The sequence below is a fragment of the Heliorestis convoluta genome, from assembly GCF_009649955.1.
GTDB classification, from domain to species: domain Bacteria; phylum Bacillota; class Desulfitobacteriia; order Heliobacteriales; family Heliobacteriaceae; genus Heliorestis; species Heliorestis convoluta.
This window is the reverse complement of record NZ_CP045875.1, coordinates 636,618-649,856: the sequence shown is the minus strand read 5'-3', so window position 1 is coordinate 649,856 and position 13,239 is coordinate 636,618. Positions and strand designations below refer to the sequence as shown.

At 43.5% G+C, this 13,239-nt stretch carries 7 protein-coding genes, 1 tRNA gene and 1 pseudogene; 7 read left to right on the top strand and 2 right to left on the bottom strand.

Annotated features, from left to right (window positions below; all coding sequences use genetic code 11):
- Window positions 1-178 precede the first annotated feature (178 nt).
- Together FTV88_RS02925 and FTV88_RS02920 are read right to left on the bottom strand one after the other, a co-directional pair.
- Window positions 179-3,289 (bottom strand): type I restriction endonuclease subunit R, encoded by a 3,111-nt coding sequence (locus tag FTV88_RS02925; RefSeq protein WP_153724328.1) that lies wholly within the window; start codon window positions 3,287-3,289, stop codon window positions 179-181.
- Window positions 3,290-3,446: 157 nt separating this feature from the next.
- Window positions 3,447-3,522: transfer RNA gene (locus tag FTV88_RS02920), tRNA-Trp, on the bottom strand.
- A gap of 188 nt (window positions 3,523-3,710) precedes the next feature.
- Here FTV88_RS02920 and FTV88_RS02915 point away from each other — a divergent pair.
- The 7 genes and pseudogenes from FTV88_RS02915 (at window position 3,711) to miaA (ending at window position 13,228) form a co-directional block, all read left to right on the top strand.
- Window positions 3,711-4,463: a hypothetical protein gene (locus FTV88_RS02915; protein WP_153724327.1), complete on the top strand. Its 753-nt coding sequence runs from the start codon at window positions 3,711-3,713 to the stop codon at window positions 4,461-4,463.
- A 58-nt stretch (window positions 4,464-4,521) separates the two neighbouring features.
- Complete coding sequence (locus FTV88_RS02910) at window positions 4,522-5,256, top strand: cytochrome c biogenesis CcdA family protein (protein WP_162007870.1); 735 nt, start codon at window positions 4,522-4,524, stop codon at window positions 5,254-5,256.
- A gap of 167 nt (window positions 5,257-5,423) precedes the next feature.
- Window positions 5,424-6,746, top strand: coding sequence for a tRNA (N6-isopentenyl adenosine(37)-C2)-methylthiotransferase MiaB (miaB, locus tag FTV88_RS02905; protein ID WP_153724325.1), 1,323 nt, complete (start codon window positions 5,424-5,426; stop codon window positions 6,744-6,746).
- A gap of 51 nt (window positions 6,747-6,797) precedes the next feature.
- Window positions 6,798-9,523, top strand: a pseudogene (mutS, locus tag FTV88_RS02900) (DNA mismatch repair protein MutS).
- On the top strand, window positions 9,523-11,460 hold the full coding sequence (mutL, locus tag FTV88_RS02895; RefSeq protein ID WP_153724324.1) for a DNA mismatch repair endonuclease MutL: 1,938 nt from the start codon (window positions 9,523-9,525) through the stop codon (window positions 11,458-11,460). Before mutS ends, mutL begins: the two are co-directional and overlap by 1 nt.
- Window positions 11,457-12,263, top strand: a complete 807-nt coding sequence (locus FTV88_RS02890; RefSeq protein WP_153724323.1) for a class I SAM-dependent methyltransferase — start codon at window positions 11,457-11,459, stop codon at window positions 12,261-12,263. The genes mutL and FTV88_RS02890 overlap by 4 nt, the downstream gene beginning before the upstream one ends.
- Window positions 12,260-13,228 (top strand): tRNA (adenosine(37)-N6)-dimethylallyltransferase MiaA, encoded by a 969-nt coding sequence (gene miaA / locus FTV88_RS02885; RefSeq protein ID WP_153724322.1) that lies wholly within the window; start codon window positions 12,260-12,262, stop codon window positions 13,226-13,228. Before FTV88_RS02890 ends, miaA begins: the two co-directional genes overlap by 4 nt.
- Window positions 13,229-13,239 lie beyond the last annotated feature (11 nt).

Below are 13,239 nucleotides of genomic sequence, written 5' to 3'. Positions count from 1 at the left end.
TGACTCGTTCTAAAGTACTAGAAATTATATTTACACTTATCTAATTACGTGCGTGGAATTTTTGTATGCAACACCAGTCCGGTTTGCTGACGTACACTTAATGTGGCCGCTTGCTTCGCCATCCATAAGAAATAAATTTATGCTTTTTCCACTTCTTGCAGCCACGATCCCGCCTCCTTTATTCTGTCGGCTCTTTGATATAGAAGCCACCTTTAAGAATGAACTCCTGAAGCAAATTATGCACTCTTATGTTGATCTTAAATGGTGGAATTTTTGTGTTTTCTATTTTTTCGAAATATTCCCTTGCCGTGACTTTGTCTACAGAAGCCTTCAAATCATCGAAGCGACCGAACTCATTTATGCTTACCTCAGTTACATTTGCAGCCATGAGATTGCGGAGTTTCTTTTCATCCACCCCCAAGAATCGTGAAATACGGCGGATCTGGTCATTCTTTGCCTTGGACTGATATTCAGTGATGTAATCCCTGAAAGTTTTACCGCTTTCCATCCTAGCATTTCCGCTTTGTACGTCGTGAAGGAAGATGTTTGCATACTTTTGTTCTTCCTGCGTCAATATGGCGAATGAATTATGCAAATCGTCAAGCGTCTTCCGCATTTCAGTTTCATCTAGATGATCTTGTGTAAGGATTTTCAAAAACTTTTCAAAGCGCGAGTTCATATAGTCCGAGTCGATTTTCCCGGTATCAATCTCCGTTAGGTAACCATCAATCTCGAAAGGAACATCGTCGCCGCCACCTGCGCCGCTGCCACTGAACAACTCTTTATAACGCATCGCCAGAACCAAATAGGTATTTTCGTCTAGCTTCATATCGACTATAGTCTTAGGCTTGCCACTTCCATGGCTGAACGAGTACGTTGACTGATTCCATGTAAAGCCTTGAATTTTTGCCGCTTCCAAATAGTCATTGAATGATTTGAAGAGAGATGCAAATTTCCCACGCTCCGAACGGTCATCCGGCAGCTTTTCAAAATTCGGAATCCCGGAACGGGTGAACAGCTCGCTGATGTCATCAAAAAATGCATTCAGCTTGTTTAGATTGTAGTCAAGCTTTTCTACAAATAATCCAATAGGCTTATCACCAGAATAGAGCTTCACAGCTTTTTCGATGTTTTGCTCCATCGTATGCGGATATCTGTAGTATCGTATGGTTCCAAAAGGCTTGTCCGGGCCAAACAGACGATTTGTACGGGAGAATGCCTGGATGATATTTTCATACAGAAGCTTCTTATCCATATAAAGCGTGTTAATCCACTTGGAATCGAAGCCTGTAAGCATCTGGTCGACCACAATCAGAAGATCGAGCTGCTTTTCCGGCGTTCTTTCTATCAGTTGATAGGGCTTTTTGTGAGCGAGTCGCGCAGCAATGTCCTTTTTCAGCTTATCGTAGTTCTTCAGACTAAATTCCTGTTCATATCTGGCGTTGTAATCCTCTATTATTTCAACAAGACCGTCCTCTTTAAAAACTACTTCGCCGTTATTGTTAATGCTTGGGTCAAACAGGCAGGTGACCTTTAATGTGGGCATGGCTTTTTTTATCATCCGATAATAGCAGATCGCCTCCGGTATACTGCTTGTAGCAAAGATTGCATGGAACTTGCTATTATGACTTAAGGTCACCCAGTTGTCAGCAATGTCCTGAACAACCATATTCTTATGTTCTTCAATTTGATATTGGGATGTCGGCAAATAGTCCTCTATGCCTTTGACATACTTTCCGTCATCACCGATATAGCCCGCCATTTTTACTTGAGAAGAATTCATGTATTTGTAAAAGACTTCGCTCTTTTTAGGATCAGCAAGGGCTTCTTCAACGGTTGCCGCTTTTGCCTGCTCCAAAGCAACTGCCTTCCGTACATCTTTATCTTTGTAGGTCATCACCTTGTAAGGGTCAAATCCAAGGACATTCTTATCACGAATACCATCGGCGATGCTGTATCTGTGCAGCTCGTCACCGAAAATAGTTGATGTGGTGTTCATTTTCTTTTGATTTTCATCCTGAATCGGTGTTCCTGTAAATCCAAAGAAAAGGGCAGACGGGAAAGAGTCTTTTATAACCCTGAGCATATCTCCGAAGGTAGAACGATGCGCTTCATCGACAATAAAGACGATTCTCTTGGAACTCATTATCTCAATATCATGAGTATTTGCGCCGCCCTCGTCTTTGATATTGCTCATTTTCTGGATAGAGGTGACTATAAGCGTGTTTGCCGGGTTATCACTTTTTAGTTTTGAAATTAAAGTAATGGTATCTTCCGTTGCTTGAACGGACTCATTTTCATCTGCAAAACCGCGATACTCTTTCAAGGACTGCGTTCCGAGTTCAATTCTGTCCATCAGGAAGATAACCTTATCGGCATCTTTTGAGTTTGCAATAAGCTGCGCCGACTTGAAACTTGTCATAGTCTTGCCGGAGCCTGTGGTATGCCAAACATATCCGCCAAGTCTGTCGCGACCATCCCAGTTGGTTTTGGAAACACGGACAGAAATGGCGTTTGCTGCATAGTATTGATAGCTGCGCATGACTTTCAGTACACCATCAGTATCATCGGCGATGGTGTAAAAGCCGATAAGCTGATGTGCCATCGGAATGGAAAGCAACGAAGAAACAATATCTTTCCAATCATTGATAGGCTCGTTATTAAAATCTGCCCAGTGAAAATAGAAATCCTTATTGAACTTTCCGTCCATTCCAGGGTTGGCGAAATAAACTGTTTCTGCCGGTTCCATAGCAACAAAAATCTGAATCAGTGCAAATATACCAGTGAAAATCCCTTCATTGGAGTATTTTTCTATCTGGTTATATGCCTGGCTGACCGAAACTCCGCTGCGCTTCAGTTCGATGTGAATAACCGGCATACCGTTGATCAAGAGCATCAAATCTCCGCGACGGTCATTTAATATTTTGGACTTGCTCTTAAATCTTGGTTGCTGTGCGATTTGATAGCGGCTTTGTCCGGCAGCGATTTCACGGCGGTCATAAATCTTGAGGCTGACCTCTTTCCCGAAGTGCAGAGTATCATCAGGATTATCACGAACAATGGCTACAGTTCTCCCGTTGATAAAGCCGTTCAATTTCAAAGGCGTCCGCAGCGTGGTGATCTGCTCCATAATCTGTTGCATCTCGCCGCTTGTCAGAGGGTAATCATTCAAACGGTCGATATCTCTGTTGTTTTCAAAGAGAATATCCGCCCAGTTTTTTAGCAAATCTTCTTCAGAGGGATATTTCAGGACTTTAGGTTCCCAACCTTTTTGGGAGAGCGCCTCAATCGAGTGCGTCTCTGATTATATTAAAAATCAAAAAACCGTTGCCCTTATTCAAGAGCAACGGTTTAACGTCTTATTTATCGATTTATTAATGTGCTTTCTGGCCCTTTTCTCGCCTAGCAATCGCCACAAATGGCGCTAGAGAAAGGAAAAGTATGTTTGGCAGGGGAGACAGGACTTGAACCCGCAACCTACGGTTTTGGAGACCGCCGCTCTGCCAGTTGAGCTACTCCCCTTCAGAAGACTTTGATTAGTATACTATACAATCAATTATTTTGTCAAGAATTTTTAAGAAAACAAAAATACTCAAATCAAATTATAAACTCGACAAAAAAGAATAAATATCGATAAAGGAAATTTTGGAAGAAGAAGCGAATAGGAGGTTTCATATGGAAAAAATGGAATAAACTAGGAGGAGGAAGCTTTGGGTATTTTATTTAAATTACTACAAAAAGGTGGAGTGACTCAATCAAATACCAACAAGACACAAGAAAAAGATAGCCCTACTTCTATTGTTTACAAAAGTCAGCGAACCATTGTACAAGGGGAGGTTCCAAGAAGTAGACATCATCTTGGTGGTGGACAACATTATTTATATGACGAAGAAGAAAGAAACTTGCTTCGTGACATCAATCTTTCGCTAATCATCATTAAAATGACTTTTCACCTTGCCGAAGATAGACGATTGGCCACAGGATTTATGGCCAAAAGTTTACAACCTTTTGTTCTTCTAGACATGAATAAGACTCGCAAAGAATATCTGCAGCAGTTGGCCAAAGCAGCCAGAGCCGAATCAGCTCAATTCGCAGCCAAAAATCGCTTTAACAGCTTTGAAGAACTCGGAAAACTGTGGCAACGATCAGGGAAAGACCTTTATGATCATAGCACGTCTCTTGGTCCTATGGGAGAACAATTCGAAAATAAACTACAACATATCTTGCGTAAGTATGCACGACAAGAGAAAGTACCTTATCTAACTGTCGTAACACGTTTGCCAGCAGAACCATTGCGCGTTGAAATTCCTCGATACCAGGTTGTAAGACCTTTTGTGATAGGTGGTATACCTTGTGCCAGTTTTGATGATGCCAAAGCAGTAGCCCAGGTTCTCGCACCGGCTGTAGCTCGAGATGAAAAAGAAGGTCTTATTGAACCTTACACAAGTTATTACTTAGACTAGGACTTGATCCTCCCTAATAATTCCTGTACACTGATATGGTATAGGGGGGAGGGGTATCTTGGATTCCGTATCACTGCTCGTTGCTTTTTTTGCTGGTATTGCATCTTTTTTATCACCTTGTATTTTACCACTCATACCAGCGTATATCACCTATCTCACAGGTACTTCATCGCAAGATTTGAACAAGGCTACAGAGCGCTCATTGGGTCCTGTCAATCGACTCAACTTCACTTCCTTCTGGCGGGCACTGGCTTTTGTCATTGGTTTTTCGTCTGTTTTTATTGCTTTTGGCGCTTCTGCAACCTATGCAGGTCAATGGTTGTGGGCTTATCAATCTACTTTACAGACTGTTGCTGGCGTTATTATTATCATTTTCGGTCTTCACCTAACAGGATTGTTACCGATTCACTGGTTATACCGTGAAATTCGTTTTACCCAGCAACCAAAGTCAAGTAGCTTTATTGGATCCATTTTACTAGGTATGGCTTTTGCAACAGGTTGGTCCCCTTGCGTAGGACCTATACTTTCAGCCATCTATCTCTACGCTGCTACGAAAGAAACACTGGCCCAGGGCATTTATCTGCTGGTGGCTTACTCAGCTGGCCTAGCCATTCCTTTTCTTGTCACGGCTCTCTTTATCACTACTGTGGAAAAGTATCTTTCTAGAATGGGTCGTTATCTGCCTATGGTCTCTATCGTCAGTGGAGCTATTATGATTCTCTTAGGAATCTTGATCATTACGAATCAATTGGGGCGAGTTACCGCTTTTTTCAACTTCATCCCCACCTTCTAATCTGCAACTGCTTTTTTACAGAGAGACCTTGCTTAACTAAAGTAGCTTCGATCGAATTGTCCGATCGAGGCTACTTCCTTTTTGTCCAAACTTTTCAATAGAGCCACAAAAGGATATAATAACGTAATCAGAAAAGTTAAGAACGATGCAAGGGAGACATTTTAACCATGACAAAAAGGGGCTACTTTATTTATACGTTTGGTTGTCAGATGAATGAACGAGATTCTGAATCCTTAGCCGGGTTCTTACAGCAAATGGGTTATGATAAAGCCCTTGCGCCAGAAGATGCTTCCGTGATCTTAATCAACACCTGTTGTGTCCGTGAATCAGCAGAAAAGAAAATTCTAGGACGATTGGGTGAACTCAATAAATATAAAAAGGAAGACTCGAATGTCATTATCGGCATTGGAGGATGTATGGTTCAGCAACCCGGTATGAGCGAAAAAATTCGCAACAGCTATCGTCATGTTGATATCATTTTTGGTACTCATAATTTGCACCAATTGCCTTTACTGATTGAGCAATGTCATCAAAGCAAAAATCGTGTTGTTGATGTCTGGGATAGTGAAGGAGAAGTTGTAGAAGATCTTCCAGAACGAACGGTAGAAGGTATTAAAGCCCATGTCACCATTATGTATGGCTGTAACAATTACTGTAGTTACTGTATTGTGCCTTACGTGCGAGGCCGTGAACGTAGTCGCCAACCGAAAGACATTGTAGCAGAAGTAGAAAACCTAGTCAGGCAAGGCGTAAAAGAAGTTACTTTGCTCGGGCAAAACGTCAATTCCTACGGAAAAGATATGAATCCACCGCTTTCTTTTGGCGCCTTACTTCAAGATGTAAACGGCGTCGAAGGGCTAGAGCGAATTCGTTTTACCACGTCCCATCCCAAAGACTTTGACCCGACACTGATCGAAGCCATGGCAAGAGCCCCAAAAGTGTGTGAACAAATCCATCTGCCTGTACAAGCTGGTAGCAACGCTGTCTTAGAAGCCATGAATAGAGGCTACAAGAGAGAAGATTATATTGAACTGATTGCAAAAATTCGCCAAGCCTTACCAAATGTAGCTTTAACAACAGACCTTATTATCGGCTTTCCGGGAGAGCGGGAAGAAGATTTTAATGATACTCTTGATTTACTCGAAAAAGTTCGCTTTGACAACGCTTTTACTTTCTTATATTCTCGTCGCTCTGGCACACCGGCAGCAGAAATGGAAAACCAGGTTTCTGATGAGGTAAAAAGAGAGCGCTTCCAGCGACTTTTGCAACTGCAAAACAAGATCAGCTTAGAGCACAACCAGAAATTGCTCGGACAAGTAGTTGAAGTTCTCGTAGAAGGACCTAGCAAAACCAATCCTGACAAACTAACAGGGCGAAGTGAAGGGAACAAAATCGTCGTTTTTGATGGACAGCCAGATCTTGTTGGCCAGCTTGTCTCTGTCAAAATTGAAGAAGCAAGAACCTGGACCCTTTTAGGGCAAATCCTGTAACAAAAGATTCTAGCAGAAAGGGAGTGACGGACATTGAAAGGGGCGAAAGAGCTGAAAGGGCCCACACCGATGATGCAGCAGTATGCTTCGATTAAAAAAGAACATCCCGATGCTTTTCTTTTCTTTCGTCTGGGTGACTTTTATGAAATGTTTGGTGAAGATGCCATTGTAGCCTCCCGGGAGCTAGAAATTACATTAACAGCTCGTGATGGTGGTCTAAGGGAACGTATTCCCATGTGTGGCGTTCCCTATCATGCTGCTGAAAGCTATATAGCCAGACTCGTCGAAAAAGGCTATAAAGTGGCTATCTGTGAACAAGTAGAAGAAGCGGGAAAAGGAAAAGGCATCGTAAAGCGTGAAGTTCTTCGAGTCGTTACGCCAGGTACTATCACAGACAGTACGATGCTTGAAGAGAAAGCGAACAACTTTCTCGTAGCTCTGGCTTGCCACCAGGGAGAGTGGGGCCTAGCTGCTATCGATGTTTTAACGGGTGATTTTCAAGTTACCCAGTGGCTTGAAAAAGAGAAGATGAATGTACAAGGCGAGCTCTGTCGTCTGGCGCCGAAAGAAATACTGGTTATGCCATCATTGGCAGAACAAGAACCAGCATTGTTACAACAGTGGCACTCCCAGGACTATCTCATTACAACTGTAGATAGAACTTTTTCTGTAGAACAAGCGCGAAGCCTCTTAAAAAAGCACTTTGTCGTCACATCCCTAGAAGCGTACGGTTGTGCCCATTGGCCAGCAGGTCTAATAGCAGCGGCCCTTGCATTATCGTATGTACAAGAAACGCAAAAAAGAGCTTTACAACACATTCGGGCTCTCCAATCCTATAGCACAAACCAGTACATGCGCCTTGATACAGCGACGCGGCGCAATTTAGAGTTAACGCAAACGATGCGAGAAGGTAGCAAAAAAGGCTCTCTTCTTGGTGTTATGGACAAAACGGTCACAGCCATGGGCGGGCGACTCTTGAAGCGATGGATAGAGCAACCTCTTCTCAGTTTAATAGAAATAGAAGAACGACAAAAAAACATAGCTGCTTTTGTCGATGATGGCTTGTTGCGAGAAGAAGCAAGAGCAGCACTCAAGTCTGTCTATGATCTGGAGCGACTCTGTGGAAAAATTGCCTATGGCTCCGTCAATGGACGTGATCTTCTGGCGCTAGCCACATCTTTAGAAGCCTTGCCTCCCTTGCTGGAAAGCTTGTACGGTGGTAGCCAAGCCTTGGAAGACTTGGCCGGCACCATCGATCCCCAAGAAGAAGTGGCAGTTCTCATTCGCAAGGCTATCGTAGATGAGCCACCTTTCTCCGTGCGGGAAGGCTCTTTGATTCGAACAGGCTATCATGAAGAAGTGGATGAGCTTCGTCAGATAGCTGGCTCTGGCAAAGAATGGCTTACGCGCATTGAACAACGAGAACGAGAACGAACTGGTATCAAATCACTCAAAATCGGTTACAACAAAGTCTTTGGCTACTACATAGAAGTGACACGTTCCAATCTGGCCCACGTACCAGACGACTACATGCGCAAACAAACCCTTGCCAACGGAGAACGGTACATCACCAAAGAGCTCAAAGACTATGAAGAAAAAATCGTCGGTGCTGAAGACAAGCTGGTACAACTTGAATACAGACTTTTTATAGATGTAAGAGAAAAAATTGAGAAAAAAATTGAACCACTTCAACAGACTGCAAGAGCCATAGCTCGCCTCGATTGTTTGCTCTCTTTAGCCCAAAAAGCCGTAGAAGATGGCTACGTATGTCCGGAAGTGCATCAAGGTGACAGCATTAACATCTATGGTGGTCGTCATCCTCAGAGACGCACTCTGTCGTAGAAGATCATGTTGGTCCCGGTGTATTTGTGCCCAACGATTGTGCCTTTGATAGCAATGAGCGATTGCTCTTAATCACAGGACCCAATATGGCAGGCAAAAGCACCTATATGCGTCAAGTCGCCCAGATCGTTCTTCTTGCTCAGATTGGTTCTTTTGTGCCTGCTGCTCAATGTTCTATCGGCCTTGTCGATCGCATCTTTACGCGTGTCGGTGCCTCCGACGATCTAGCCACGGGACAAAGTACTTTTATGGTTGAAATGACAGAAGTGGCTCACATACTGCACCATGCCACAGACCAATCGTTAATCATCCTTGATGAAGTCGGTCGTGGTACAAGCACCTATGATGGGATGGCCATTGCCTGGTCTGTCGCAGAAGCGATTCAACAACGACGCGCCAAAGCCCTCTTTGCCACACACTATCATGAGTTGGTACAACTAGAAAAAACCTTACCAGGCATCGTTTGCTATAACATTGCCATAGAAGAAATGGGCGATGAGATCATCTTCCTCCACCAGATTCGACGCGGTGGCGTTGATAAAAGCTATGGCATTCAAGTTGCCAGACTAGCAGGACTTCCGGAAAAGGTTATTGAACGAGCCAAAGAATTGTTAATAGCACTAGAACAAGAACAGTTGATGCCAAATGTTCCAGTGAAGGCTTTCCCCCATGGCTCTAGCTCAGATGCTGCACTCACAAGCCTACCAAGAGAAGAGACAAAAGAAAAAAATCAAGAAATTGCAGAAAAGCTTACGACCTATGAAGGCCAACTGGCACTTTTTTACGGACAGGAAGAAAAAAAGAATGTACCCACGCCTTTGGCAGCTAAAATGGTAGAGGAATTGAAAAAGCTCGATATCAATCACGTAACACCTTTAGAAAGCCTGAACTGGATTGCCAAGTGGCAGAAAAAACTACAACGAGGTATCTCCTAATGGGTTTAATCAAACGCCTTGATTCTCATACGATCAACCAAATTGCAGCCGGTGAAGTCGTTGAACGTCCTGCTTCCATTGTCAAAGAATTAATGGAAAATGCTTTTGATGCCCAGGCCAGTCGTATTGACATAGAGCTCCAAGAAGGTGGAAAAGAGAAGATAGCTATCGTTGACAATGGTATGGGTATGGAAGAAGTCGATCTTGCTTTAAGCATAGAGCGTCATGCTACCAGTAAAATTGCTTCGGCCTCTGATTTATTATCGATTGCTACGCTAGGTTTTCGCGGTGAAGCTTTGCCATCGATTGCTTCTGTATCGAGGCTAGAAATAACAACGCGTCGCAAAGAACTGGATCAAGGATACCGTCTTCGTGTGGAAGGTGGCACTGTCTTTCCAATTGAAAGAGTAGGAACAGCGCCAGGGACGAAAGTCTATGTAGAAGACCTCTTCTATAATACGCCAGCTAGGAAGAAGTTTTTGCGTTCCTCTGCTGCTGAAAGCGCCGCTTGTGGGGAAGTAATTCACCGATTGGCACTTTCTCATCCTCACATAGCCTTATCATTGCGACAAGGCAAGCAGATTACATTTCGCACAGCTGGGAATAATAAAACGATAGAAGTCATTTCTTCAGTCTATGGCAAAGAACCACTGGAATATCTCTTAGAAATTGATGAAACGATGACAGAAACAGGTTGGCGCCTTCATGGTTATATAGGGCAACCAGCACTGAATCGACCCAATCGCAACCACCAGAATTGGTTTGTAAATGGTCGTTGGATTCGTTGTCTTGCTCTAACAAAAGCACTAGAAGAAGCCTACGAGGGCACACTGCCTCTGCATCGCTTTCCCTTTTATGTCCTTTACTTAACCATTCCTTCGGAACATCTCGATGTGAATGCCCACCCCACAAAACAAGAGATAAAATTTAACCGTGAAAAAGAAATCAGTCGTTTTATCTACGACAAGATCTATCAAAGGCTGCAGCAGCGTTCTTTGGCAAGACCCCTATGGTCAACCAAGACAGAGCTACCATCTATAAAGACACAATCAAAGAGCTCTTACCCAGTAGGCTCTTATCAAGAAGTATCTCCGCAAGAGAAATCATTCTCAGAAGCAAGAGACAAGCCCTTTCCAGAAAGGCCCGTCGAGCCGTACCTTTCTTTTGAACAAAAAGATAATAAAAATCATAAGAAAGAGATAATTCTTAGAGAAAAAGCCATAGACTTTTACAAAGAGAGCAATGATGCTATGAAGACCCTAGAGATAGCGCAAGGATCGAAGGAGTCTGCACCAGCTACGCTTGATCCGGCTCTATCTCAGCAGCAAGAGCAGATAACATTAAAGGCAGAACAAATCCAAAAATGGATTCCCCTTGCTCAATTTCGGTCTAGCTACATCATTGCAGAAGCTGAAGAAGGCCTCTACATCATCGATCAACATGCAGCCCACGAAAGAGTACTGTATCATCAATTGGTCAAGAAAGCAGAATCATCAACAGAACAAAAGGAGAGTCAACAACTTTTACTGCCTCAATCACTTTCTTTTACCCCTATGGAATTTCAGACTCTCCTAGAGAACCTAGAATTACTTCGCGATGTTGGCTTTATCTTGGAGCACTTTGGCGGTTACACTTTTTTAGTTCGAGCTGTTCCAGTTACTTTACCGATTGGAGAAGAAGAATCTTACCTACGCCAATTTATTAGCAAAGTTATGAACGGCAGCGCCAGAGATCGAAGATGGGTCCACAAGGCAGCTTTGGAAAGCCTAGCTTGTCAAAGTGCCGTTAAAGCAGGGCAGCGCCTGAGTTACAGCGAAATGACATCCTTATTACAAGCATTGGCCCAATTAGAAGGCACAGACACCTGTCCTCATGGTCGACCCTATCTTATTCGCATTGGTCTGAAGGAACTGGAAGGGAAGTTTCATCGAACATGATCCAAAAGACTGCCACTGTTATCGTTACAACCTCCCATGACGATGAAATTTTACAAAAACGAGCGTCCGAAAAAGCAACCTTGTTGGGCCTCCCTTTTGTAGAAAGAAAAAAACAATCTTTAGAAAAGCTATACGAACGATACAACTGTTCTAAAGTACTTGTCTTAGAACGACAGCGCTGGGTACTAAAAAGTGATGACGGCGATTTCTTTTTCCATCCGAACATGGCTTCATTACGCATATTGGCACTACAACGCGGGGAAAAAGATTACTTGGCCCAGGCGTTACAGTTGCAACCTGGAGATGCCTTCTTAGATTGTACCCTTGGTCAGGCTTCTGATGCTATTGTAGCGTCTTATCTTGTAGGCGAAGAGGGTAAAGTCCTGGGTATCGAACATAATCCATTTGTTGCTTTTATTGTTGCGGAAGGGCTTCGTAATCCAGAGAAAGAATGGGCGCCACCGCTCGCGCAAGCGATGGCTAGAATTCTTATTAAGCAAGGCGATCATCGAGAACTCTTATTGACAATGTCAGAAAAATCCTATGATGTTGTATATTTTGATCCCATGTTTCGTCAAGAGATCAAAGTTTCTTCAGGCATTCATGGAATTCGTCAATGGGCTGACCGACGGCCTATCTCCTTAGAAGCCTTAGAACAAGCGAAAAAAATAGCTCGCCGTCGCGTTGTGATCAAAGAGCGCAAATACAGTCCCGAATGGGATCGCCTGAAGCCAACTTTTATTATTAGCAGTAACAATATGAAAGTGGCCTATGGTGTTTGGGAGAAGGAGGTGAGCTCATGACGACTCCCTCAGAACTTCTTCCCTTGGTAGCTATCGTAGGACCAACAGCCGTTGGCAAATCAAGCTTGGCCATTGAACTGGCCAAACGCCTTGATGGAGAAATCATCTCTGGAGATTCCATGCAAGTCTATCGTGGTATGGATATCGGTACTGCCAAAGTGTCACAAGAAGAGCGGCAAGGGATTCCTCATCATTTAATTGACATTATCGATCCTGATCAACCTTACAGCGTTGCCGATTTTCAAAAAAAGGTGACAGAGTTAATTCCCAGAATTGTTGCAAGTCGGCGCATTCCAATCTTAGTTGGCGGTACAGGCCTTTATGTACGCTCCATCATTGCGCATTATGATTTTGCAGAAGAAGCCAAAGATGAGCAATTGCGAGCTCGCTTAGAGCGGGAAGCGATAGAAGTCGGTTTGGAGGCCTTTCATGAGCGGCTTCGCGAAATTGATGAAGTAGCGGCTTCGCGCATCCATGTAAACGATCGGAAAAGAATCATTCGAGCATTAGAAGTTTATTATTTGACAGGAAAAAGACAAAGCGATTTTCATTATGCAGCCACTGTTCATCAGCCAAAATACCAGCTATCCTATATCGGTTTAACGATGGATCGCGCCTCTTTGTACCATCGCATTGACCTTCGAGCCCAAAACATGATAGAATCGGGGTTAGTGGATGAGGTACAAGGATTGCTTGAGAAAGGGTATAGTTCTGACCTCCCTTCGATGCAAGGATTGGGATACAGACAGATCATCTCCTATCTCAACGGTGACTACGACCTTTCCCAAGCTCTCTATCTACTGCAACGAGACACAAGACGCTATGCCAAAAGGCAATTGACTTGGTTTCGCCGTGAATCTTCCCTGCAGTGGTTTGCTGTTGATAATCTTGATCAAGACAGCTTAATACAAGAGAGCGAAAGAACAGTGCGAAAAGCTCTCAGAGAGTTTATAGAGAGACGATGAATTTTTTGGAG